Below are 23,284 nucleotides of genomic sequence, written 5' to 3'. Positions count from 1 at the left end.
ACCCTGTCACGCGGGGCGTCCCCGTGTCAGCGGGATGTCCGGCACACGACCCCTTCGGTGTTCTCCGCCCACCCGCCTTCGTAGATCGTTTGCGCGGGCGTCCCTTAGGCTCGATGAGGTGCAGCGTGTGGAAGTCCTTCAGTTGCTGGTCTCGGCCGTACACCGTTTCGAGGGCCGTCCGGGCGACGGGGCGCCCGCGCTGCCCGATGCGGATCTGGTGACGACGGCGCGAGTGCGCGCCGGACTCGGAATCGTCGGCGACCGCTACTTCAACCATCCGGCCCACCGCAACGCGTCGATCACACTCATGGCCGCCGAGCGCTTCCCGCAGGACCTGGCCGCGGAAGCGGACCTCCGGCTGACCCGGCGCAACGTCCTGCTGCGGGGTGTGGACATCGACGCGTGTGTCGGCGCGACCGTCTCTCTGGACTGCGGCAGCGGGCCCGTACTGCTGGCCGTACGCAGTGCTGCCAGGCCCTGCGCATGGATGAACACCACGCTCGGCCCCGGCGCGCAACGTGCGCTGCGCGACCGCGGGGGAGTCCGCTGTCGCCCGCTGTCCGACGGCACCCTGACGCTCGGGCCCGCCCTGTTCACGGTGGTGGAGCCGGCGCCGGCGAAGGACTGACCCAAGGTTGGGTGCGGTCGGCAGCCGCGAAGGACTGACCCGTGGCGGGTGCGGTCGGCAGCCGCGAATCGCCGGCCCGCCGCACCTTATTCAACCAGTCGGTTGACCAAGGTGCGGGTCGGTCGTACGGTTATTCAACCGAGTGGTTGATTACGTGAGGTGAGAGATGGCCGAAGACCGGCTGTCCCGGGTGTTCTCCGCCCTGGCCGACCCGACCCGGCGCGACATCGTGGCCAGGCTGGCCGCGGGGGATGCGACGGTCAATGACCTGGCCGAGCCCTACGACGTGACCGTGCAGGCCGTGTCCAAGCACATCAGGGTGCTGGAGGACGCCGGTCTGGTCAGCCGCAGCAGGGACGCTCAGCGCCGGCCCTGCCACCTCGAGGGTGAGGTCCTCGATCTGATGACGAAATGGATCGAACGCTACCGCCGCGAGGCGGAGGACCGTTTCCGTCGGCTCGATGCCGTCCTCGAACAGATGGAGGAACAGCCGGTGAAGGGCGCCTCCGCGAAGAAGGCGGCATCGTGAGCGGCGCGGACGCGAGTGATGCGAGTGATCGGCACGAGACGCTGATCGTGGCCGACCCGGTGCTGCCCACCATCCTCATCACCCGGGAGTTCGACGCCTCTCCCGAGCGCGTGTTCAGGGCGTACACCGATCCTGATCTCGTCGTCCAGTGGCTCGGCCCGCGCCGACTCACGATGCGGATCGACGCGTACGAGGCGCGCAGCGGTGGCTCGTACCGCTATGTGCATCGCGAGGACGACGGGACGGAGTACGGCTTCCGCGGTGTGTTCCACGAGGTGCGTCGCGATGAGCGCATCGTGCAGACCTTCGCCTATGACGGCTTCCCGGACGGCGTCAGCCTGGAGACCACCGTCTTCGAGGACCTCGGCGGTCGCACCCGGGTCACCACCAAATCCCTCATGGACTCCATCGAGGCCCGCGACGCGATGATCAGAAGCGGCATGCGACGCGGCGTCCGCGAAGGCCACGAGCGCCTTGACGAACTGCTCGGCGGCCGCCGGAGCGGCAACGCAGAATGACGGACCGAGACGGAAGGCTTGAGATCATGACGAGCGCAGCCGATGAGCACCGCACCGTCGCCGGGGTCTTCACGGACCGCGTGCGCGGAGTGCGTCCCGGGGCATGGGACAACCCCGCGCCGTGCGAGGGCTGGGTCGCCCGGGACGTGGTGCGCCACCTCGTCGAGTGGTTCCCGGACTTCGTGAAGGCGGGCGCCGGAGTCGAACTGCCGAAGGGGCCGTCGGTGGACGACGACCCGGTGAAGGCCTGGACGGTGCACAGCGACGGAGTGCAGGCTCTCCTCGACGATCCGGCCACGGCGCACAAGACGCTGTCGAACCCGCACATCGGAGAGGTCCCACTCGACCAGGCGGTCGACCGCTTCTACACCGCCGATGTCTTCATGCACACCTGGGACCTGGCACGGGCCAGCGGCCAGGAGGAACGCCTCGACCCCGGCAAGTGCGCCCAGTTGCTCGACGGCATGCTGCCGCTCGACGATGTGCTGCGCCGGAGCGGACAGTACGGGCCACGGGTCGAGGTCCCGGAAAGCGCTGACGTGCAGACTCGCTTGCTCGCCTTCATCGGACGCGAGCCCTGAGAGACGGCGCCGGCCGGATCACCGGCCGGATGACGGTCCCGTCGGATCACCGTCCTCCCGGATCACCGCCCGGCCGGATCACGGTCCGACCGGTTCACCGTCCCGTACGGGTGTGGCATCGCGTGCGACTGCCGGGTCCGTTCCGCCGCCCTGGACCGGAGGCGACGGCTCGTCCGGACCCCTCCCGCCGATCGCCGTCAGCTCCGCCGCGAGCGTCTGCAGCCAGCTGTCGATGTCGACCAGCGCGGGCAGCACGGGGGCCGGGGCCGCGGAGACGATCTCCGGCGGAAGGGGCGTAGGCCGTGCCCGTACCCCACCGGGCGGGAACGCGGCCGCCCGGTCCATCGCCGTGGCCAGTTCGCCGACCGACTCCCGCGCCCACCGGACCGCGTCGGGCGGCGCCGGACCGTACGCCTGCCGGGGCAGCCAATGGGATCCGATCTCCGCGTGGGAGGCGCAGTTGAGCGCCAGATGCCAGTCGGGGCCGCCGTCGACGTGATCACCTCCACCCTCCGTCCGGTACTGCGCGTAGGCACCCTCCGCGATGCGGAGCCGGTGCCGAGTAAGCCGCAGCGACTCCTCGGCCGCACCGCCCCGAGGCCGTGGATCGCCGGATGTGCCGGACGCGCACACCGCGGCGGCCACGGTGACCTGCACCAGAGGCCCCACCGCACGCAGCAACTCCGCCATACTGCGTCGAACCTCGGCGCGGGCTCCGGCGGGCCAGGCGAGCACACCGCACATCAGGCCGATCGCGCAGCCCGCCAGGACATTGATCAGGCGGGTCTCCGCCAGCCGCCAGGTGGCCGGAGCCAGCTGGCTGAAGGCAGCGGCGACCACCAGGGTGAACAGCCCCTGTGCCCAGGCCGGTCCCGCGATCGGCCCCACGGAAAAGGCCACGAACATCGCCGGCACCAGCACGACGGCGTACACGTCGACGGTGCCGCCCGCCCCGAAGATCAGCGCCCCGGCGACCAGCGCGCCCACCAGCGTGCCGACCGCCGCCGAGCGCACCGTGGACCAGGTCGCTCCCGCGGTCGTGCGCCCCAGCGTCAGCACGGCCAGCAGCACCCAGAAGCCGTGCGAGAGGTCCAGGGCTCCGGCCACGAGACGGGCCGCGCCGAGCCCCAGGGCCGTGCGTACGGCATTCTGGAACAGGACCGAGCGCAAGGTGAGATTGCCGGTCAGCCGTAGGACCAGGAGCCGTGTCGTGGATGGCTCCGCGTACCAGAACTGCTCGGGCGGCAGTCCCGCCGCGTTGCGGCGCCCACCGATCGCCACTGCCACCGCGGCCTGGACGGTCAGGGCCGAGGCCGCTGTGGTCAGCAGGTCGGAACGGCATTCCAGCAGTCGCTGCGACGCTTTGGCATCCCTGTCGCGCCCGGTACCCGACGGACGTCCGCGTACGTCGACGAACTCGGCGACCATCTCCTCGAGGGCCTCGGGTCCAGGAACGGCGCGCGCGCCGCGGAGAGCCTTCGCCGTCGCCGTGCATCCGGCCGCGACACCGCGCAGCAGCGTCTCGGAGGGCGGATCGGCGGCCGTCGCGGACTCCGGCCGCTCGGCCAACCGGGACAGCTGGTCAAGTACACGCCGTGTCGCGGCTCCGGCCTGCGCCAGTCCGCGGTCGGTCCGGCCCGCCCCGGTCGGGCGGGAAGCCGGTGGCGTCTGCGACAAGCGCAGTGCCAGTCCCTCCTCGCGCAGGCGCCGTGCCCGCTCGGGAGCGTGACGGTGGCCTTGAGCCGCCGCGAGCGCCGAAGCGGCCGCGAGATCCAGGGCGGCGGCGATCCGCGCGCGGTACGGCTGAACGGGCGGAGCGGGCAGGAGCAGCAGTTCGCACAGGACCAGCAGGACGCCACCGGTGAGCAGGCCGGCGAGCCGCTGCGGCAGGGTGTCCGGCGCGTACGGCGGGAAACACGCGAGCACGTAGAAGAGCAGCAGCCCCGGGGCCGTACTCGCCGCGGCCGGTCCGTACGCGGCGGCGAAGGACACGGTGAAGCCGATCACCAGCATTCCCGCGACGGCGGAGGCGGTCGTGACGGCGAGAGCGGTGCCGAGGGCTGTCAGCGCGACGGCGACCGGCAGCACGCACAGGACCGTCCGCGCCCGGTCGCGGCCGCCGCCGGGGATCGGGGAGAGGACACCGAGCGCGATCGGCGCGAAGAGGGCGTAGACCGCGACGACCGGCTGGTCCAGCGGGTAGAGGGCCGCGTAGAAGCCGGCGGCGGAAGCGACCGTGACACGCGCGGACTGCCGCGCGGCCCGTACGCGACCGGGGGAGGAGGGCCGCTTCGGCATGGACGTTTCCTTCCCCGGCGCCTCCCCGGGCCCGTCCCCGCCGTACGTCCATTGTCGGCCGGGACCGGTTCACGGGCAGCGCGACTGTCGCGGACCTGATCCCTGCCCGGGGAACAGCGACACCCATCGGCAGGCATCCGGAGGCGGAGCGGGCGGGCAGCGCACACCTATGACACGGTGGGGCCCACGCCTCGCCGGACGACTCCTGGGGCTACGACTTCGCCGGGCCGCATCCCGGGGCCTCGGCTCCGCCGCACGGCAGACCGATGGTTCTGCTCCGGCCGACCGGTGGCTCTGTTCGGGTCGGACCATGGCTTCGCTCCGGCCGACCGATGGTTCCGCTCCGGACGGCCGTGGGTCTGCCGTGGGTGATGGCCGTAACGAGCAGGCGTGGTAAGGCAGTTGTACGGATCGGGGCCGAGGGACGGCCATATGCGTGCCGAGCCCGTGACACGGTCCGCAAGCGCGTCGTCACCCGGCCGGAGAGAGCGCACCGTCTGGTCAGGGGTTTCTCTATCCAGGAGGCGGGTCAGCGCATAACATCCGGACGGGAACTCGCCCAAAAGGCCTGCTGGGGCAGCCTGCTGGGGTCCGAACCCGATCCCCGGCCACATGTAGCGTCTCCGCCTGCTCAAACGTTCAGTCCCGCACGAAGGAACCATCAGTGAGCGAAGCCGGATCCTCCGGAAGAGTCCAGCCGGCTCATGCCGGCGATCCCTCCCGAATAGGTCCGTACCGGATCATCGGTCGTCTCGGTGCCGGAGGCATGGGTACCGTCCATGCCGGAGTGGCGCCCGACGGAACGCGCGTGGCGGTCAAGGTGATTCACCCCGCGCAGGCCCAAGAGCCCGAATTCAGGGCGCGTTTCAGGCGCGAAGTGGAATTGTCCTCCCGAGTCACCGGCCCCTACTTGATCCCCCTGCTCACCGCCGACGCGAACGCCGAGAGCCCATGGCTGGCCACCGAGTACGTCGCCGGACCGACGTTGAACCAGCAGGTGCTCGCCCAAGGACGGCTCGCCGGAGCGAATCTGTACGCTTTCGCGGCCGCCACCGCGCAGGCGTTGGCCGCCGTCCACGCGGTCGGCGTGGTGCACCGCGATGTGAAGCCGCAGAACGTCATCCTCACGCCCTCCGGCCCCTGCGTCCTGGACTTCGGAATCGCGCACGCCGCCGACGGCACCAGCGTCACCCGTACCGGAGTCATGACCGGCACCCCCGGCTGGATCAGCCCCGAGCAGTACCGCACCGGGGCCACCGGGCCCGAGGGCGACATGTTCGCCTGGGGAGCGCTCGTTGCCTACGCGGCCACCGGAAGAACTCCCTTCGGGACCGGCGCACCCGACGTGGTCGCGTTCCGCGTGATGTCGGGTGACCCCGACCTGGACGGTGTCCCCGCGCCCCTGCGCGGGATCGTGCGGAGAGCGCTGGCCAAGGAACCCGGGGACCGTCCCTCGGCCGCCGATGCCGCCGAGGAATGCTTCGAACTTCTGGCCTCCCAGGTCACCCAAGTCCTGCGCGTCGACGCTTTGTTCACGCGGGCCGAGGACATGGTCACAGCCGTCTGGGACATACCCCACGCGAACGATCCCGTGTGGCCGCAGCCCGCGAGGCGTCCACGAAGACCATGGGCGGGCATGGCCGTTGTCGCGGCAGCCGTCATCGGGGGCCTGGTCGGCGGAGTGGTGGCCCTGATGCCCGGCAGGACGGACGGCGGCCGTGACGGAACCCGGAGCACGGCTTCCGCTCCGGCTTCCTCGTCGACCGGATCTCCGCAGCCGTCCACGGCGGGCGCGAAGGCGAGCACGGAGACGAGCTCGGAGGAGAAGGGGAAGCAGGCCGCGAGCGGCGGTTCGGCAAGTGCGGCGAGCTGGGCCGAGACGCAGTCGGCGCGGGGCGAGGGCGAGCACGACGTCGCGCGTGCTGTTCTGCACGACCAAGGTGTTCTCGTCCAGGAACTGGGCGACGGCGACGGCGTCGACTTCGCCCCCGAGGCCGTGAGGTTCCACGCCTCGCGCGGAGAGGTCTACCTCTCGTACCGGCTCTCCTCCGACGAGCAGGGAACGATGTACGCGGAGACGAAGGTCGCCGGTTTGATGTGCCGGACGCTGAGGGACGTCGTTCTGCGCCTGCACCCGGAACTGCCGTACCGCACCTACGTCATGGTGAAGGAGTCGACGGGCCGCGATCCGCAGGTGACCTGGGACGACGACTTCCTGGCCGACGCGCGGTGCACATCGGCCGCCGACAACGACACCGGACAGGCTTCCGTTGCCGGCTCGGGCTGGGAGCCGGACGAAGAGGGCCTTGGCCAGGCCATGATCCCCAGTACCGACGGGGACGAGATCAACGTCGCGGACCGCGCGACCAGGAAGATCATCGAGCGGACGAACGGAATGCGCACGACGCTCGGCACCGATCGCCTGCTCGGCAACGCGGAGCTCAAGATGGGCTTCGACCCGGGAAACTCGGCGATGTATGTGTGGTCGGACTACGTCACATGGAACCAGGGGCAGGTCGCGACCTGGGCGGACATGGCGGCGGGCGAGGCATGCCGGGCTCTGGTGAAGCAGCGGGACAGCGAGGGCGATCTGTGGCCGTACTCCCGCTATGCCGTGGCGGAGCGGGGCGGCTCCGGCTACCTGATGATCCGGTGGGGTACGGCGGGCGCGCTGGCCGACTGCCCGGCCTGATCGAGGACAGTCCGACGACCGTCCGAGGGGGGCCGGGTTGACCCTCGACCTGGTCGAGGGCTCAGGGTTCCGGGTGTGGAGAGCGAGATGCGCAGCATTGGTGAGATGGCCCGGGACAGCGGACTGAGCGTGAGCGCCCTGCGGTTCTACGACCGTGGTGGTGTGCTGGTCCCAGCCTGGGTCGATCCGGTGAGCGGATACCGCTGGTACGACACCGAGCAACTCGAGGAGGCACGGTTGCTGGCCCGGTTGCGCCGGGCCGGTATGCCGTTGGCGGACATCCGCCTGGTCCTCGCCGGCTGGTCCAGCGCGGACACCGACCTGGTGCGCAAGCTCCTTCAGGCGCATGTGCGCCGTCTTGAGGCGGGACTGTCCGATGCCCGCAACGAGTTCTCCACGCTCCGAGCACTACTCGAACGCAGGGAGAAACCCATGACTTTGCCCCGCACCGGCGCCGTCCGCCTGTCCGTCTCCGCGCCGGAACTCGCCTGCGCGCTGGACGCGGTCCGCTTCGCCGCAGGTACCGACCCGGAACTGCCGATGCTCGGGGGTGTCCTGTTCGACATCGAGGGCGAGACACTCAACGTCGTGGCCACGGACCGGTACCGGATGGCCGTCGCGCAGGCCGGCACCAGCGGGCACGCCGAGACCCGTGTCCAGATCATCGTCCCGTCCCCGCTCGCCGACGCGATGCGGGCCCTGCTCAGCGGCGAGGAATCCGTCCAACTCGCCGTCGACGGTGACCGCGTGACACTGGAGACCGGAGACCGGCAGACGGCCGGCCAATGCCTCGACCACGACTTCCCCGACTACCGCCGCCTGGTCCACTTGCCGGCCGGCCGCCGCGCCCTGGTCGACGTGGCGAAGTTCCAGGAGGCGGTGGAGACCGGTCCCGTCCGTATGAGCGAAGTGCGCGGACCGGACGAAACGGCCGCCGACCTCAGCCTGCTCAAGGTGACATCCGATGGAACGGTGACCATCGGCGTGGACGGTGACGACGACCAGAGTCTTGTCGCCGTGAACCGCGAGTTCCTGCTGCACGCGCTCGCCGCCGGAGCCCGGGACCGACTGATCCTGGAGATCGGCGCCGCTACCGCGCCCATCGCGATCCGACGACCCGACGACGAGGACACGTTCTCCATGCTGATGCCGGTCCGTCTGGAGAACTGAGCACGGCACCCGCGCCTCCGTCGCTCACTCCTGGTCTGCGCAGGACATGGCGGCGGAAGGGCGCGTTCCCTGACAGCCGCCCCGGCCGTCAGGGAATCTCGGGGCGCACGAGTGCCCTGGCGAAGGGCTCACCGGTGCGTCGTGCGTACGTCATCCGCTCGCGGACTTCGCGCAGGGTGCGAGGGCGGTATCCGGGCCCGCAGCAGCAGCTCTTGTGGAAGCCGACGCCCGCGTTGAGCAGGACGGCGAGTGTCCTCCAGGCCGCGGTGTCCCGACGCCGGGGCGGGGCGAAGGCCGACCCCACGTGGATCAGGGGCTCGGCGCAGCGGGGACAGATCCGCTGCGGCCGGTACGTGTCGTACGGCTGCTTGTACGAAGCCCGGCAAGGCAGGCAGACGAACGAGGTCTTGGCGGGAGGCATGGTGCCAGCGTAGGCAGAACACATGGAGAACGCGACGCACTTTCCGCGCGGTGACAGTGATCGTCGACGGTCAAGTCGCTTGCATATTGGATGCGTTGGACGTCGTCGTGGGCGAGGCGCCGATTCCGCCGTTCTGCCTCCGTCACCGGCCTCCGGAAGTGAGGCAGAGGCCGGCGTCGGGCTTCGACCGTGCTGGAGAACAGCCGGTCAAAGACTTGTTGCCACGCGGATGAGATCGGCGACTGCGCGATCTCGGCTCCGCGACGGCCAAGCGATCACCGTAGTCACGGGCGGCGCGTCCAGGACCGGCACGACAGCGAGATCCCGGCGCAGGTCGGTGACCGCGGACTCGGGCATGATCACGGTGGTACGGCCGAGCGCGATCAGCTGGAACAGCTGTGTCAGGTTCCGTACCTCTGCCCCTGGTCCCTCCGGGTAGCTGCCGCCAGGGCCGGGCCAGCGAGCGAGGGCTTCCCGCAGGATGCGAAGGCGCTCGGAGTAGGCCCGGTGGCCGTCGGTCAGCTTGATGTTCACACGCATCAGCAGCGGTCACCGCGGGTACTGGGCCGGCTGCCCGCCGCACCCCCTGGAGGCGGACGCGTCGGAGAGCTCATACGCCATCTCGACGTCGCACTCCGCGCCTGAGCGCGACCCCGAAGCCGACACCTCCCCCCCCGGCGTGCAACTCTCTGGTTGCGCGTCGCTGAGCATTGTGCAACCCTGGAGTTGCATCTGATCGTGGCGATGAAGGAGTTCCCTCATGAGCGAGGACCGGATCGAACGCGAAACCCTGATCGAAGCGCCCATGGAACGGGTCTGGTCACTGGTGGCCCAACCCGGCTTCTGGGTAGCGGACAAGGCGAGCCTGCCCGGCACCGTGGCGAGGGAGGGCGAGTCGATGGTGGCGAAGAACCCCGAGCACGGCGACTTCCCGGTACGCGTGGAGAAGGTTCAGCCGCCGACGTATCTGGCGTACCGCTGGACCAGCGCGTTCCCCGGAGAGGAGCTGCGCGAGGAGAACAGCACGCTCGTCGAGTTCACGCTGACCCAGGAGGGCGACCGGACGCGGCTGCGCGTCGTGGAGAGCGGGTTCGCGGCGCTGGCCGGGTCCGAGGAACTGCGCAGCCAGAATCTGAAGGACCACACCCAAGGCTGGCCCCTGGAGCTCGACGCGCTCAAGAAGCGCGCCGAACAGCCCTCGCCGTGACGGAGGAACAGCCTGGTCGCGCCGCCGAGGACGTCGACAGCGTCCTCGGTGCGCTGGCCGACCCGACGCGGCGCCGGCTGCTCGATCTGCTGGCCGAACAGGGCACCGCCACGGCGACGACCCTCGCTGAAGGGCTCCCTGTCTCACGGCAGGCGGTCGTCAAACACCTCTCCGTCCTGGACGCCGCGGGGCTGGTCTCCGGCAGCCGGGTCGGACGTGAGGTGCGCTACGCGCTACGGCCCGCGGCGCTGGACGCGGCCGCACGGTGGATGGCCGCGCTCGCGGCCGACTGGGACCGGCGGCTCGCGAACATCAAGCGCGTCGCCGAGTCCGCGGAACAGGCCTCGCGCTCACATCGGGCCGACTGACACGAACCACTTACTGAAAGGAAGCATCCATGGACACGACAGGGCTTCGCGCGGCCTACGACAGGTTGCTCGATGTCGCGGCCATGTCCGACCTCGGTGACGCCGCCGACGGAGGATGGAACGCCGATCAGATCCTGGCCCACCTCCTGAGCGTCGACGCCGCGGTCGCCGCGGTGGCGCTGAGCGTCGTCTCGGGCTCGCGTCCGACCTTCGACAACCGCATCTCTCTCGACCCCTGGAATCTCGACCGGATCATCGCCGAGCACTCGGGCAGGGCAGACCTGACAGCCCACCTCCGCAGCCAGGTCGCGGTCCTGTGCGACATCGCCGATCGGCTCAGCGAACAAGCCGCCTCGGTTCTGGTGCCCTCGCTCCTCCGGTCGGGCGACGCGCTCGTGCTGGATCAGCCGGTTCCGCTCGCCGCCCTGATCGAGGGCCTCGCCGAAGACCATGTGCCCCGGCACGCCCAGCAACTCCTGGACCTTCGCGTCGCGGTCCCCGGCCGCGCCGCCTGACGGCTGGATCGCGGCCGCCCGGCCTACTGGCAGTGGCGCGCAAGTGCCGTGAAGTCGCCACGCCGTGCCCGTTTCCGAAACCTCGTCAGGTGGCCCCCCGTCGAGAAGGCGGGCACGGCGGGTGTCGTGGCGACGAGGGCGTCGTGGGGACGCGGGGTGTCGTGGTGAAGAGGTGCGGCGTACGTTCTGCGGCCGCGCCGGACCGGAGGGGTGTTACTCACTTTCGGGTGATGGGTGGCTGAGGTGCGATGACGAGGGAGATGTCCGATACGGCATGAATGCTGAGGGAGTACGGGAGTTGACGATGGCAGTCCATCACTTTTCAGGTTTCCGTAGTTAAAGGCCATATACAGGCGCCTGTAACTGATATGTCCGTAATTGGTAACAGCGGTCGGGTGTCGCTCCTCCCGGGAGGCGACGTGCAGCAACTTATGAGTCACCGGCCACCGGGCCGGGACTCGTACAGGGTCGCACCGTGCAGTTCCCCGCAATGGGGTGCTCGTACGGGGTGTGCCGGCTCTCGAACCTTGAGGAGCATTCATGTCCGTTTCCACGTCTGTCACGGCCCGCCGTGTGGCGGCCGCGGCCATCGCGGCAGGCGCACTGGTCGGCTCGGCCGCCGTGTCCGCCTCGGCCGCGGAGCCGCGCTTCGAGCGCACGCACGTCGCCATCAGCAGGGTCCAGAGCGACGCGCCGGGCTTTGACGACCGCTCCAGCCGTTCGCTGAACGCGGAGTGGGTGGAAATCACCAACTCGGACCGCCACGGAGTGAACCTGAACGGCTGGACGCTGTCGGACAAGGACGGCAACCGCTACACGTTCGACCACTACCGCCTGGCTGGCCGTTCCACCGTCCGGATCCACACGGGCTTCGGCCGAGACACCAGCCGTGACCTCTATCAGGACCGCCGCAACGAGGTGTGGGACAACCACTCCGACGTCGCCACGCTGCGGACCGACCGCGGCCGCTTCGTCGACAGCGTCTCCTGGGGCCGGCACCACGACCGTGACCACGGCCGTGACGACCACCGCGACCACGGCCGTGACGACCGCCGCGACCACGGCCGTGACGACCACCGCGACCACGGCCGCGACGACCACCGCGACCACGGCCGCGATGACCACCGTGGACATGGCAACGACCGCGACCACGGCCGCGACCACGGTCGTGACGACCACCGTGGGCGCGGCGACGACCGTGGGCGCGGCGACGACCGTGGGCGCGGCGACGACCGTGGGCGCGGCGACGACCGTGGGCGCGGCGACGACCGTCGGCACAGCGACGACCGTGGGCACGGCGATGACCGCGGTCAGGGCCAGGGGCAGGGCCAGGGTCAGGGCCAGGGACAAGGTCAGGGCCAGGGACAAGGTCAGGGACACGGCCAGGGACACGGCCCGATCCAGGGACTCCTCGGTCACTGAACAGCGCCTGAAAGCACACCCGTTCAGGGTGTACGCGGTTGGCATCCGGTCAGGACGTGGAGGTGACCGGCTGTAGCCCCAGGCCCGATCGGTCCCGGTGAAAGCCACGAACCCGCAGGACGGCCTCGCCGCACAAGACCCGCACCACTCGGTGCGGGTCTTCTGCGTCCGGGCACGGGCGGACCCTGACGGCTTCGCTCGGCGATCCGGATGCCCAGTCCGGTCGAGTCAAGTCCAGTCCGGTCCGGTCCGGTCCATGCCCATCACAGCACCCGGCGTCTGCGCCCCAGCCAGGTCTGTGCGATGACGACGGCGGCCAGGAACGCGCCACTGACGACCTGTTGGTAGGCGGAGTCCAGGGAGCCGATCTGGTTGATGACGTTCTGGATGACCTTCAGCAGCAGCACACCGACCAGTGAGCCGCTGATGAAGCCGAACCCGCCGGTGAGCAGCGTGCCGCCGATGACGACCGCGGAGATCGCCTCCAGTTCCATTCCGGAGCCGAGGATCGTCACGCCCGACGCCAGCCACGCCGCGTTGAGCGCTCCGGCGAGTCCCGCGCACAGCCCGGAGAGCGTGTAGACGGAGATTTTCGTACGGGCCACGGGGGCGCCCATCAGAGCCGCCGCGTCCTCGTTCCCGCCGACCGCGTACACGTACTGGCCGAATCGGGTGCGCCGGAGGACCACCGCACCGAGAACGAACAGCGCCACGGTGATCCACACGGGCACGCCGACGCCGATCAGCGCGCCCTGTCCGAGCTTCGCGAAGAACGAGTCCTTGTCCACGAGATACGTCTTCGAGCCCTCGTCGGTCACGGAGAGCAGGATGCCCCGGGCGCCCAGCATCGAGGCCAGCGTGACGATGAACGGAGCCAGCCGCGAACGGGCGATCAGCAGGCCGTTGACCAGACCGATCAGCCCGCAGACGGCCGGCGGCAGCAGCAGCGCGACGACCGTTCCGTACTGGGAACCCCAGGCGGCCAGCACGCCGCCGAGCGCGAAGAGCGAGCCGACGGACAGATCGATGCCGCCGGTGACGATGACGAAGGTCATGCCGAGCGCGACCACGGCGAGGAACGCCGAGGAGAGCGCCATGTTCTCTAGGTTGTCGCCGGTCAGGAAGGTGTCGAAGCCGACGGACGCGGCGATCATCGCGACGATCAGGGTGACCAGCGCGCCGTGCTGCTGGGCGAGGGCGCTGAGCCGTTCGGAGCGGCCGGCGCCGGACGGTTCTTCCTCGGCCGTGTTCTTCGCGCGCACCGGAGTTTCCACGTCGGTCGTCATCGCTTTCCTCGTTCCCGTGCCGCGTAGACGGCGAGGACGATCACCGCGGCCTGGGCGATCTGGGTCCACGACGGCGGCAGATCGTGCTTGATGAGCGTGGTGGTGAGCAGCTGGATGAGGACGGCGCCGGCGACCGTGCCGCCGATGCGGACCCGGCCTCCGCTCAGCGGGGTGCCGCCGACCACGACCGCGGTGATCGCGGACAGTTCCATCAGGTTGCCCAGCGAGGTCGGGTCGCTCGCGGTGAGGCGGGCGGTGGCCAGCACGCCCGCGACGGCAGCGAGGACGCCCGAGCACACGTACACCAGGATGAGGACGCGGCGTACCGGCAGTCCGGCGAGCCGGGCCGCCGGGCGGCTGTCCCCGATGGCGAGGAGCTGGCGGCCGAAGGTCGTGCGGCGCACGACGAACGCGACGAGCAGCGCGAGGGCGACGGCGATCAGCACGACGTACGGGATGCCCAGGACATCACCGGAGCCGAGCTTCGCCATGGCCGGGTCGTGGACGTCCTTGAGCTGGGGGAGGAGCACCAGTGCCAGCCCGCGCCCGGCGACCATCAGCGCGAGTGTCGCGACGATCGGCTGGACGCCGACGAACGCGATGAGGGATCCGTTCGCGACGCCGATCACGGCGCCGCCGGCCAGGGCGATCAGGATGGCGACGCCGGGTCCGTAGCCGAGGTAGAGGGACAGGAGCGAGGTGGACAGGGCCATGACCGAGCCCACCGCCAGGTCGACGCCCTCGCTGCCGATGGCCAGCGCCATGCCGAGCGCCACGATCAGGACCGGGGCGACCTGGACCGCCTGGGTGCGGAAGTTCTCGGTGGACAGGAAGTGTGGTGTGAAGACGGTGTTCACCAGGAAGAGGGCTACGACGCCCAGGTAGACGCCGTACTCCTGGAGCAGGCCCAGCAGTCGGTCGCGGTCGGCTGTCACCCGGCCGAGTGTCAGGTCAGTCATCGTGGCCTCCCGGGCCGGTGCTCGTGCCGGTGGCCGTGGCGGCGGGGGCGGCGGGTGCGGTGGCGATGGCGCGCATCAGCCGGTCCTCCGTGACGGCGTCACCGGTGAGCTCCTCGACGACCGCGCCGTCCTTGAGCACGATCACCCGGTCGCTGCCCTCGATCAGTTCCTCGGGGTCCGAGGAGATGAGCAGGACGCCGAGTCCGTCGTCGGCCAGTTCGTCGATCAGTTTCTGCACCTCCGCCTTGGCGCCGACGTCGATGCCCCGGGTCGGCTCGTCGAGGAGCAGGACCTTGGGCTGCATGGCCAGCCAGCGGGCCAGCAGCACCTTCTGCTGGTTGCCGCCGGACAGTTCGCCCACCTTCTGGTGCGGGCTCGCCGCCTTGATCCGCAGCCGCTTCATGAAGGTGTCCACGATCCGGTCGATGCGTGCTTCGTCGACCAGGCCGAATCGTGAGAGGCCGGGCAACGCGGCGAGCGCGATGTTCTCGCGGACCGAGAGGCCCGGCACGATCCCCTCGGCCTTGCGGTCCTCGGGCAGCAGGCTGATGCCGGCGCGGATCGCGGCGGGCGTCGAGCCGGTGCGCACGCGGACGCCCGCCACCACGACCCGCCCGGAGTCGGTGGGCAGCGCGCCGGCGATGGCCTTGGCCGTCTCGGTTCGGCCCGAACCGAGCAGCCCGCCGAGCCCCACCACCTCGCCGGGCCGCACGGAGACGGACACGTCGTGCAGGTGGTGACGCACGCTCAGTTTGTGTGCCTCCAGGACGGGTTCGGCCTCGGTGTCGTGGCTGCCCGCGAACTTGGTCAGGCCGTCCTGCCGTACGTCGGCGATCTCCCGCCCCAGCATCAGCGCCACGAGCCTCAGCCGGTCGAGTTCGGCGATCCGGCCCGTGTGCACCACCTTGCCGTCACGCAGCACGGTGACCGCGTCGCAGATCTCGTACAGCTCGTCGAGCCGGTGGCTGACGTAGATCACCGCGATGCCCCGCTCGCGCAGCATCCGGATCACCCCGAACAGGGTTTGTACCTCGCGCGGTTCGAGCGAGGAGGTCGGTTCGTCCATGACGACCACGCGGGCGTCGACGGAGACGGCGCGGGCCAGAGCCACCATCTGCTGCGCGCCGACGCCGAGTTCACGCAGTGGTCGGCGGACGTCGACGTGCAGACCGAGTTCGCGCAGCGCCTCGTCGGCCTGCCGGTGCATGCGCCGGAAGTCGATCAGGCCGAGCCGGCCGCGGGGTTCGCGGCCGAGGAAGAGGTTGCGGGCCACGCTCATCAGCGGGACCAGGTTGACCTCTTGGTAGATGGTGGAGATTCCCGCGTGCTGCGCCTGGAGCGGTGTGGCGAAGCGGACCGGGGTGCCGTCGTACGTCACCTCGCCCTCGTCGGGCTGGTAGACGCCGGTGAGGACCTTGATGAGGGTCGACTTGCCCGCGCCGTTCTCTCCGATGAGGGCGTGCACCTCCCCGGCGCGGGCCGTGAAGTCCACCGAGGACAGGGCCTTCACGCCGGGGAAGGACTTCGACAGGCCGGTCACTGACAGCATGTCAGAAGGCCTTGCCCAGGTCGGACTTGGCATTGCCCTTGGTGTACGCGCTGTCCTGGATGATGATGTCCTGGGAGACCTTCGCGCCCTGGGTGAAACTGTCCAGGGTCTGGAAGGCGAGCGGCCCGAAGCGCGGGTTGGACTCGATGACGCCGTCGATCCAGCCGTCGACGATGCCCTGGACGGCGTTGCGGGTGCCGTCGATCGTCACGATCTTCACCGCGCCCGGCTTCTTGCCGGCCCCTTTGAGGGCGTTGACGGCGCCGAGGCCCATCTCGTCGTTCTCGGCGTAGATCCCGGTGATGCCGGGCTTGGACTGGATGAGGTTCTCGGTGACCGACTGGCCCTTCTCCCGGGCGAACTCACCGGTCTGCTTGAAGACGATCTTGAGGTTGGGCGCCTTCTCCTTGATGCGTTCCTCGAAGCCCTTGGTGCGTTCCGTCGTCACGTTGTTGCCCGCGGCGCCGAGCAGGATGGCGATGTCGCCCTTGCCGCCGGTCGCCTCGATCATCCGGTCCGCGGCCCGCTTGCCCTGCTCCACGAAGTCGGAGCCGATGAAGCTCACGTAGTCCTTGCAGGCGGTGGCGTTGATCTTGCGGTCGATGGTGATGATCGGGATGTGCTTGGCGGACGCCGAGCGCAGGACGGGATCCCAGCCGTCGGAGTTGAGCGGCGCGATCACGAGGAGGTCGGCGCCCTTGGCGATGAGGTCCTGGACGTCGCTGATCTGCTTGGAGAACTGCGACTGCGCGTTGGCCGTCAGCAGTTTCACGCCCCGCTTGGCCGCCTCGGCCCTGATCGACGCGGTCTCGGCGATCCGGAAGGGGTTGGCCTCCTTCTCGGACTGGGAGAAGCCGACGGTGGCCGACTTCAGGTCGATCTTCTTCGCGCCGTAGGCGTCGATGGCGCAGGTCGGACCCGAGCCCGTGGACGGCGAGGCGACGATCTGACCCCCGTCGCCCTGGCTGGTGGAGTTCTTGTCCTTGCCGGCGGTGTCGTTCTCCGACTTCGCGCATCCGGAGACGAGCGCGAGGCTCGTGATGAGGCCGGTGGCGAGGAGGGTCCTGGCGGAGGTGCGATGACGTGGTGCGATCGGCTTCATGGAGTCCCCAAACGGCGCGGCCCCGGCGCTGAGAGCGCTCCCGGGGATGATCGGCTCTTGCGGTCAACTCGGTGTACACGTCGTTCCGGGGAGGTTTTTACATCGTTGGAAGGAGCCTGTAAAGCCTTCTGTCCGAAATCTCGTCAGCGCCGCCCCAGCGTGCTCTCGCGCTCAACAAGCCTGAAATCCGCGGTCAGTTCACGTCCGCCGGGCTCGGTCCTGCCCGACAGACTGCGCAGCAGGGAGGCCACCGCCATCCGTGCGATGGCCTGCTTGTCCGGCGAGATCGTCGTCAGTGTGACCGCACCGAACCGCCCCTCCTCGATGTCGTCGAAGCCGACCACCGCCACATCCCAAGGAACCCGCAGGCCACGCTCGTGCAGCACCCGCATCGCACCGATCGCGACCAGGTCGTTGTACGCGAAGACGGCGTCCGGGCGCACTCCGGAATCCAGCAGATGGGCCATCGCCCGGGCGCCCTCGTCGCGGTCCCAGCCGCCGACCGGCACCACCAGTTCGTCCGGCGCGGGCACCCCGGCCTCCGTCAACTCCTCGCGCCAGCCCGCCAGTCGCAGATGCGCCGGCCGGTTGGCCGAATCCGTGCGGGCACCCAGGTAGGCGATCCGCGAGCGTCCGCGGCTCAGCAGATGGCGTACCGCGCTGCGTGCGGCCGCCACGTTGTCGATCGCGATGTGGTCGTAGGGCACTTCGTACTCCCGCTCGCCGAGCAGCACGAGCGGCACGTCGTCGGTGCGGGAGCGCAGATCCTCGTCCTCCAGCTCCAGCGGGCTGAGGATCAGGCCGTCGATGACATTGGCCCGGAAACCCTGGCTCACCAGCACTTCCTGCTCGCGGTCGCCGCGCGTGTGGTCCAGCAGGACGGTGAACTCGTGCTCGGCGGCGGCATCGATGACGGCCCCCGCCAGCTCCGCGAAGTACGGGTTGCCCAGCTCGGGGATGGCGAGGGCGATGATGCCCGTGCGTCCTTTGCGCAGGTGGCGCGCCGTGAGGTTCGGCCGGTAGCCCAGCTCGTCGATGGCCTCCTGGACGCGTGCCCGCATGGCCGGGGTGACATGCGGATAGTTGTTCACGACGTTCGAAACCGTCTTGATCGAGACGCCGGCGTGCTCCGCGACGTCCTTCAGGCTGACCCGCAAGGGATCTCCTCTTCATCGATGTGCGCCTCTGTCACCTGGGCGTTTGTCATGCCCCTGGACAGAGGCCGGGACCCGTGCTGTGATGCCAACTCCCGTTCCTTCCAACGTTGTACAGACTGAAGCAACGAGCCGCCACCCTTCCTCAGCCAAGGAGGATCCGTGCGCATCAGAAGACTCCGAACCCAACTGGCACTCCTGCTCGTCGCGGTACTCGGCCTCGCGGGACTCACCGCCGCCCCGGCCGCCACAGCCGCCGACGACCCCGTGGAAGTCCACGGCCTGAAGGGCGAGTACTACACCCAGTCCGCCCCCGGCGCCTTCGACTTCCACCAGCTGAAGGCCACCGGATTGGACACCAACCTCGACTTCGACAACCTGGAGCCGCGACTGGCCTTCGCCACCGGACAGTCGGACGACGTCAACGTCCGCTGGACCGGCCGGATCGTCCCCGAGAAGACCGGGGCCCATACGTTCTCGATCATCGGCGACAACGGTTTCCGGCTGTGGGTCGACGGACACCTCGCCATCGACCACTGGGTCGACGACTGGGACCGCGAACAGACCTCCCAGCCGATCGATCTGACCGCCGGACAGGCCTACGACATCAAGGTCGAGTACTTCGAGCACTTCGGTGGCTCCAACCTCCATCTGCGCTGGACCCCACCCGGCGGCACCAAGACGGCCGTCCCGCAGTCGGCTCTCCGGCTGCCCGACGGATACGCCTACGACGGTGCCATCGCCACCACGGTCCAGGGCGACGGCCGCACCCTGCGTCTCGACTTCGCCCAGCCGCTCACCGCGCCCCCGGCCGGTCTCACCGACCACGTCGAAGCCGTCATCGGCGGCGCCAAGTGGCCCCTGAGTACCGCGAAGTTGGACCCCGCCGACCCCAAGTCCCTGATCGTCGGCCTGAAGGAACCCGTCGTCGGCAACAAGACCGGCACGGCCCGAGGTACCGCAGACCTGCGCTACGACGGCAAGGGTGGCCTCTCCGGCGCGAACGGCAACGTTGTCAACGTCTTCTGGGGCAGCGGCCCCAACCGCTCCACCTACCAGCTGCGCACGAAGTGGGCGGACGACGTCGGCCCCCGCAACGCCCACCCCGAGTACCCCCGGCCGCAGCTCACCCGGGCCGACTGGCAGAACCTGAACGGCTCGTGGCAGTTCGCCGCCGCCAAGGCCGGCGAACAGCCGCCGGTCGGGAGGAAGCTCACCGAGAAGATCCTCGTGCCCTACCCCGTGGAGTCCCAGCTCTCCGGCATCGAACGCCACGAGGACCGCATGTGGTACCGGCGCACCTTCACCGTCCCGTCCGGCTGGAAGGTCGGCTCCGGCAAGCGCCTCCAGCTCAACTTCGGCGCTGTCGACTGGCGGGCCGAGGTCTATGTCAACGGCACAAAGGTCGCCGAACACCAGGGCGGCTACGACAAGTTCAGCGCCGACATCACCGCCGCGCTGAAGCCCGGCCGCACCCAGGAACTGATCGTCGGCGTCTACGACCCCACCGACGCGCAGGGCGGTGAGAACCCGCCGGTCGGCAAGCAGCGCCTCGACCCCAGCGGCATCTGGTACACCCCGTCCTCGGGCATCTGGCAGACGGTGTGGATGGAGCCGGTGGCCGCCGACCACGTCGACTCGCTCAAACTGACGCCCGACGTCAAGAACAGCAGGCTCACCATCGAGCCCAAGGGCGTGAGGGACGGAGTGCCGGTCACCGCCACCGCGTACGCCGGACACCGCAAGGTCGCAACGGTGTGGGGCCGCACCGGACAGCCGCTCGTCCTGAAGATCACCGATCCGCACCTCTGGTCACCCGACGACCCCTTCCTGTACGACCTCAAGGTGACCGTCGGCGCCGACCGCGTCGGCAGCTACTTCGGGATGCGCTCGATCGCCGTCGAGCAGGTGAACGGAATCCCGCGCACCGTCCTCAACGGCAAGCCCGTCTTCATGATGGCCACCCTCGACCAGGGTTTCTGGCCCGACGGCCTCTACACCGCACCCACCGACGAGGCCCTGGCGTACGACCTGAGGATGCACAAGCGGATGGGCTTCAACGCGGTCCGCAAACACATCAAGGTGGAACCCGACCGGTGGTTCTACTGGGCCGACCGGCTCGGCCTGATGGTCTGGCAGGACATGCCAGCAATGACCGCCGGGGTCGATCCGAACGCCGCGTCCCGCGCCGAGTACGAGCGTGAGATGAAGCAGATGATCGACGAGCACATCAGCAGCCCCTCGGTCGTCATGTGGGTGACCTTCAACGAGGGCTGGGGCCAGTACGACGAGGCCCGCATCGCCGACCAGGCCAAGGCCTGGGACCCGACGCGCCTCATCAACTCCATGTCGGGCATCAACCTCGGCGTGGACGGCGGCACCGGCGACATCATCGACGAGCACGGCTACCCGAGCCCCGCGCTGCCACCGGCTCCCGACGGCAGACGGGCCCTGGTCAGCGGCGAGTACGGCGGACTCGGACTCGCGGTGCCCGGACACGCCTGGTCCGTCCAGCAGTCCTACGTGGACGTCGACCCCTCGACGTACACCGACGACTACCTGGCCCGGCTGGACGAGGTGCACAAGCTCGCCTGCAAGGGCGGCAACGGCGCCGTCTACACCCAGATCTCCGACGTGGAGGGAGAGTTGAACGGGCTGATCACCTACGACCGCAAGGTGGTCAAGCCGGACGTGGCCCGGCTGAAGGCAGCCCATGACGCGCTGATCCACGACGCGTCACAGGCGACACCGGCGGGCTGCTCCTGACGACGAGGCGCCCGGCACACGCCTCCCCGCTGTTCCGTGTGCGCCTCGCCCCGACCCGCTGACGGGTCGTCGGCACGGTCCGCCCTCCCCGCGAAGGGAGGGCGGACCGCGCCCAGTCCGCCGCTCACCCGCGAGGAGTCGAGCATCCGGAACGCGAGCACCCCGCTCCGTGGCCCTCCGGTCCCTTCCGGCGGCACGTCGGGCCGGATCGCAGCACCCACGACGTTACTGTCGGCGGCATGGACGGTGATCGCCGAGGGTGGCGCCAGTGTTTGCTCAGCGGGGCGGTGTTCGCCGTATGCATGGCCGGCACCACGCTGCCGACTCCCCTCTACGGCCTGTACCAGGAGAAGTTCGGATTCTCCGAGTTGACGGTCACCGTCGTGTACGCCGTGTACGCCTTCGGAGTCATCGGCGTGCTGCTGCTCGCGGGCAACGCTTCGGACTCGGTGGGCAGGCGACCGGTGCTCCTGTGGGGCCTCGGATTCGCGGCGGCGAGCGCCGTCTGTTTCCTGTGCGCCACCGGGTTGGGCTGGCTGTACGTGGGGCGGCTGCTGTCCGGCCTCTCCGCCGGCCTGTTCACCGGGGCCGCCACGGCGTACGTGATGGAGCTGGCACCGCCGGGCGGTGCCACCCGGGCCACGTTCGTCGCGACGGCCGCCAACATGGGCGGACTCGGCTGCGGTCCCCTGTTCGCCGGGCTGCTCGCGCAATACGCGCCCTGGCCGCTGTACCTGCCGTTCGCCGTCCACCTCGCCCTGGTGGCCTGCTCCGCCGCCGTCCTGCTGCGACTCCCCGAGACCGTCCGGGAACGCCGGCCGCTCAGCACCGTACGGCCGCAACGGCCCGGCCTGCCCCCACAGGTGCGGCCGGTGTTCGGGCCGCCCGCGATCGCCGCCTTCGTGGGGTTCGCCCTCTTCGGCGTGTTCACATCGGTCAGCCCGTCCTTCCTCGCCACGTCCCTCGACGTGCACAACCACGCCGTGAGCGGACTGGTCGTCGCACTCGCCTTCTTCGCCTCGACCGCCGGACAGCTCGCCGTCGGCCGGGTCGGAGTGCGAAGGTCACTGCCGCTGGGCTGCGCCGCCCTCCTCGGCGGCCTCGCGCTGCTCGCGGGCGCGCTGCGATGGGACCTCCTGGTCCTGGTGGTCCTGAGCGCGATCGTCGGCGGAGGCGGCCAGGGCCTGGCGTTCCGCGCCGCGTTGGCCACCGTGGCGCAGGCGTCTCCCGAGCACCAGCGCGCCGCGGTGATCTCCACCTTGTTCGTAGTCGCCTACGCGGGTATCTCGGTTCCGGTGATCGGAGTGGGCGTGCTGGTGGGCCCGATCGGCCTGGAAGGCGCGGGGCTGGTGTTCATCGCCTGCATGGCCGTCCTGGTCTCCGTCGCGGGCGTCTACCTGCTCCGACGCCCGACTTCGGTCGAGTCGTAGAACCCCGCCTCTGCCAGTATGACCAGCAGTGGAATCGCCCTAATCGGTCACCTTGTAGCCGGGGAGAGAGGGCCAACGGACTGTCAGGACGACGGACTGTTCCTCGGCGAACCAGGAGTGATCGACGCCCCGGCCCCACACGACGTAGTCCCCCTGTTGGGCCAAGAGAACGCTGCGCCCGGGCAGTTCCACCCGGAAGCGCCCACTGATGAGGACCAGCAGGGCGGTGCGCTCTTCGCCCGTCACCCACACAGCTCGCTCATCGCCCTGCGGGTGGACGCCCCACTTGATCTCCAGGGTCTCGCTGTGTCGAGGATCGGAGGCGTCCTTGAAGTGCCCCAGCAACCACCCCCGGTCCAGAGCCGCGTCCCTGCCCGCATTGCCCACATACACGCTGTCGGTCATGGCTCGGAAGGTAACAGCCGACGACATCAGCGCTTCGCAACAGGCTGGACGGAGCGGGAGCGTGGACGGTCGGACACCAACACGACGCTGATGTTCGTGAGTTGTCTCAGCCCCAGGTACCGAAGTACGCGGCCTCGCCGGTACGGCGGGTCTCCTGGGCCCATGGCTGTAACCCGAACGCCGCACACCAGCAGGACTTCGGCGGGCGGCGGTCATGACCTCCTGCGGTGGGCCCGCGGCACAGGACAGCCGACGCAAGTCCTGGGAACAGGCAGACCGTGTCT

At 69.8% G+C, this 23,284-nt stretch carries 20 protein-coding genes and 1 pseudogene; 12 read left to right on the top strand and 9 right to left on the bottom strand.

Features of this window, described 5'->3' with window-relative positions:
• The first annotated feature begins 118 nt into the window (after positions 1-118).
• From ACZ4N5_RS35905 to ACZ4N5_RS35890, 4 genes are all read left to right on the top strand, one after another.
• Positions 119-628, top strand: a complete 510-nt coding sequence (locus tag ACZ4N5_RS35905; RefSeq protein ID WP_467761218.1) for a molybdenum cofactor biosysynthesis protein — start codon at positions 119-121, stop codon at positions 626-628.
• 166 nt (positions 629-794) lie between these two features.
• A complete protein-coding gene (locus ACZ4N5_RS35900; RefSeq protein ID WP_467761217.1) occupies positions 795-1,157 on the top strand; it encodes an ArsR/SmtB family transcription factor in 363 nt (120 codons plus the stop codon).
• Positions 1,154-1,675, top strand: coding sequence for an SRPBCC family protein (locus ACZ4N5_RS35895; RefSeq protein WP_467761216.1), 522 nt, complete (start codon positions 1,154-1,156; stop codon positions 1,673-1,675). Before ACZ4N5_RS35900 ends, ACZ4N5_RS35895 begins: the two co-directional genes overlap by 4 nt.
• A gap of 26 nt (positions 1,676-1,701) precedes the next feature.
• Complete coding sequence (locus ACZ4N5_RS35890; protein WP_467761215.1) at positions 1,702-2,256, top strand: TIGR03086 family metal-binding protein; 555 nt, start codon at positions 1,702-1,704, stop codon at positions 2,254-2,256.
• Between the two features lie 78 nt (positions 2,257-2,334).
• Here ACZ4N5_RS35890 and ACZ4N5_RS35885 read toward each other — a convergent pair whose 3' ends face one another.
• Positions 2,335-4,554, bottom strand: coding sequence for an FUSC family protein (locus ACZ4N5_RS35885; protein WP_467761214.1), 2,220 nt, complete (start codon positions 4,552-4,554; stop codon positions 2,335-2,337).
• Positions 4,555-5,320: 766 nt separating this feature from the next.
• Between ACZ4N5_RS35885 and ACZ4N5_RS35880 the strand changes: the two genes are divergently transcribed.
• Positions 5,321-7,246 (top strand): serine/threonine-protein kinase, encoded by a 1,926-nt coding sequence (locus ACZ4N5_RS35880; protein WP_467761213.1) that lies wholly within the window; start codon positions 5,321-5,323, stop codon positions 7,244-7,246.
• 87 nt (positions 7,247-7,333) lie between these two features.
• A complete protein-coding gene (locus ACZ4N5_RS35875) occupies positions 7,334-8,416 on the top strand; it encodes a DNA polymerase III subunit beta family protein (protein WP_467761212.1) in 1,083 nt (360 codons plus the stop codon).
• 88 nt (positions 8,417-8,504) lie between these two features.
• Here the strand turns inward: ACZ4N5_RS35875 and ACZ4N5_RS35870 are convergent, their stop codons facing one another.
• Positions 8,505-8,837, bottom strand: a complete 333-nt coding sequence (locus ACZ4N5_RS35870; protein WP_467761211.1) for a deoxyxylulose-5-phosphate synthase — start codon at positions 8,835-8,837, stop codon at positions 8,505-8,507.
• Between the two features lie 207 nt (positions 8,838-9,044).
• A pseudogene (locus tag ACZ4N5_RS35865) lies at positions 9,045-9,305 on the bottom strand (LysR family transcriptional regulator); the annotation flags it as partial.
• A gap of 292 nt (positions 9,306-9,597) precedes the next feature.
• Between ACZ4N5_RS35865 and ACZ4N5_RS35860 the strand changes: the two are divergent.
• The 4 genes from ACZ4N5_RS35860 to ACZ4N5_RS35845 all read left to right on the top strand — a co-directional run bounded on the left by ACZ4N5_RS35860 (position 9,598) and on the right by ACZ4N5_RS35845 (position 12,349).
• On the top strand, positions 9,598-10,044 hold the full coding sequence (locus tag ACZ4N5_RS35860) for an SRPBCC domain-containing protein (RefSeq protein WP_467761210.1): 447 nt from the start codon (positions 9,598-9,600) through the stop codon (positions 10,042-10,044).
• Positions 10,041-10,412: an ArsR/SmtB family transcription factor gene (locus ACZ4N5_RS35855; protein ID WP_467761209.1), complete on the top strand. Its 372-nt coding sequence runs from the start codon at positions 10,041-10,043 to the stop codon at positions 10,410-10,412. The genes ACZ4N5_RS35860 and ACZ4N5_RS35855 overlap by 4 nt, the downstream gene beginning before the upstream one ends.
• 29 nt (positions 10,413-10,441) lie before the next feature.
• Entirely contained in the window at positions 10,442-10,927 is a 486-nt protein-coding gene (locus ACZ4N5_RS35850; protein WP_467761208.1) for a hypothetical protein, read from the top strand.
• Between the two features lie 540 nt (positions 10,928-11,467).
• On the top strand, positions 11,468-12,349 hold the full coding sequence (locus ACZ4N5_RS35845) for a lamin tail domain-containing protein (RefSeq protein WP_467761207.1): 882 nt from the start codon (positions 11,468-11,470) through the stop codon (positions 12,347-12,349).
• Between the two features lie 263 nt (positions 12,350-12,612).
• On the opposite strand, the gene ACZ4N5_RS35840 is transcribed toward ACZ4N5_RS35845, so the two are convergent.
• From ACZ4N5_RS35840 to ACZ4N5_RS35820, 5 genes are all read right to left on the bottom strand, one after another.
• Complete coding sequence (locus ACZ4N5_RS35840) at positions 12,613-13,635, bottom strand: ABC transporter permease (protein ID WP_467761206.1); 1,023 nt, start codon at positions 13,633-13,635, stop codon at positions 12,613-12,615.
• Positions 13,632-14,594, bottom strand: a complete 963-nt coding sequence (locus ACZ4N5_RS35835; protein ID WP_467761205.1) for an ABC transporter permease — start codon at positions 14,592-14,594, stop codon at positions 13,632-13,634. Before ACZ4N5_RS35835 ends, ACZ4N5_RS35840 begins: the two co-directional genes overlap by 4 nt.
• Positions 14,587-16,143 (bottom strand): sugar ABC transporter ATP-binding protein, encoded by a 1,557-nt coding sequence (locus ACZ4N5_RS35830; protein ID WP_467761204.1) that lies wholly within the window; start codon positions 16,141-16,143, stop codon positions 14,587-14,589. The genes ACZ4N5_RS35835 and ACZ4N5_RS35830 overlap by 8 nt, the downstream gene beginning before the upstream one ends.
• Position 16,144: 1 nt before the next feature.
• Positions 16,145-17,245 carry an ABC transporter substrate-binding protein gene (locus tag ACZ4N5_RS35825; RefSeq protein WP_467761203.1) on the bottom strand — a complete coding sequence of 367 codons (1,101 nt, stop codon included), beginning with the start codon at positions 17,243-17,245 and terminating at the stop codon, positions 16,145-16,147.
• A 143-nt stretch (positions 17,246-17,388) separates the two neighbouring features.
• Positions 17,389-18,402: a LacI family DNA-binding transcriptional regulator gene (locus tag ACZ4N5_RS35820; RefSeq protein WP_355843319.1), complete on the bottom strand. Its 1,014-nt coding sequence runs from the start codon at positions 18,400-18,402 to the stop codon at positions 17,389-17,391.
• Between the two features lie 159 nt (positions 18,403-18,561).
• Between ACZ4N5_RS35820 and ACZ4N5_RS35815 the strand changes: the two genes are divergently transcribed.
• Positions 18,562-21,165: a PA14 domain-containing protein gene (locus ACZ4N5_RS35815; protein WP_467761202.1), complete on the top strand. Its 2,604-nt coding sequence runs from the start codon at positions 18,562-18,564 to the stop codon at positions 21,163-21,165.
• A 239-nt stretch (positions 21,166-21,404) separates the two neighbouring features.
• Positions 21,405-22,595 (top strand): MFS transporter, encoded by a 1,191-nt coding sequence (locus ACZ4N5_RS35810; protein ID WP_467761201.1) that lies wholly within the window; start codon positions 21,405-21,407, stop codon positions 22,593-22,595.
• A 39-nt stretch (positions 22,596-22,634) separates the two neighbouring features.
• Here the strand turns inward: ACZ4N5_RS35810 and ACZ4N5_RS35805 are convergent, their stop codons facing one another.
• Entirely contained in the window at positions 22,635-23,000 is a 366-nt protein-coding gene (locus ACZ4N5_RS35805; RefSeq protein ID WP_467761200.1) for a cupin domain-containing protein, read from the bottom strand.
• Positions 23,001-23,284 lie beyond the last annotated feature (284 nt).

Source organism: Streptomyces sp. NPDC026500 (genome assembly GCF_055567635.1).
The sequence above is the reverse complement of the archived record's forward strand: the minus strand, read 5'-3'. Positions and strand labels throughout refer to the sequence as shown.

Excerpts from the sequence above, each read along its gene's own strand:
- ACZ4N5_RS35900 (WP_467761217.1), top strand. The coding sequence starts at position 795 with ATGGCCGAAGACCGGCTGTCCCGGGTGTTCTCCGCCCTGGCCGACCCG.
- ACZ4N5_RS35890 (WP_467761215.1), top strand. The coding sequence starts at position 1,702 with ATGACGAGCGCAGCCGATGAGCACCGCACCGTCGCCGGGGTCTTCACG.
- ACZ4N5_RS35885 (WP_467761214.1), bottom strand. The coding sequence starts at position 4,554 with ATGCCGAAGCGGCCCTCCTCCCCCGGTCGCGTACGGGCCGCGCGGCAG.
- ACZ4N5_RS35880 (WP_467761213.1), top strand. The coding sequence starts at position 5,321 with ATGGGTACCGTCCATGCCGGAGTGGCGCCCGACGGAACGCGCGTGGCG.
- ACZ4N5_RS35875 (WP_467761212.1), top strand. The coding sequence starts at position 7,334 with ATGCGCAGCATTGGTGAGATGGCCCGGGACAGCGGACTGAGCGTGAGC.
- ACZ4N5_RS35870 (WP_467761211.1), bottom strand. The coding sequence starts at position 8,837 with ATGCCTCCCGCCAAGACCTCGTTCGTCTGCCTGCCTTGCCGGGCTTCG.
- ACZ4N5_RS35860 (WP_467761210.1), top strand. The coding sequence starts at position 9,598 with ATGAGCGAGGACCGGATCGAACGCGAAACCCTGATCGAAGCGCCCATG.
- ACZ4N5_RS35850 (WP_467761208.1), top strand. The coding sequence starts at position 10,442 with ATGGACACGACAGGGCTTCGCGCGGCCTACGACAGGTTGCTCGATGTC.
- ACZ4N5_RS35845 (WP_467761207.1), top strand. The coding sequence starts at position 11,468 with ATGTCCGTTTCCACGTCTGTCACGGCCCGCCGTGTGGCGGCCGCGGCC.
- ACZ4N5_RS35840 (WP_467761206.1), bottom strand. The coding sequence starts at position 13,635 with ATGACGACCGACGTGGAAACTCCGGTGCGCGCGAAGAACACGGCCGAG.
- ACZ4N5_RS35835 (WP_467761205.1), bottom strand. The coding sequence starts at position 14,594 with ATGACTGACCTGACACTCGGCCGGGTGACAGCCGACCGCGACCGACTG.
- ACZ4N5_RS35830 (WP_467761204.1), bottom strand. The coding sequence starts at position 16,143 with ATGCTGTCAGTGACCGGCCTGTCGAAGTCCTTCCCCGGCGTGAAGGCC.
- ACZ4N5_RS35825 (WP_467761203.1), bottom strand. The coding sequence starts at position 17,245 with ATGAAGCCGATCGCACCACGTCATCGCACCTCCGCCAGGACCCTCCTC.
- ACZ4N5_RS35810 (WP_467761201.1), top strand. The coding sequence starts at position 21,405 with ATGGACGGTGATCGCCGAGGGTGGCGCCAGTGTTTGCTCAGCGGGGCG.
- ACZ4N5_RS35805 (WP_467761200.1), bottom strand. The coding sequence starts at position 23,000 with ATGACCGACAGCGTGTATGTGGGCAATGCGGGCAGGGACGCGGCTCTG.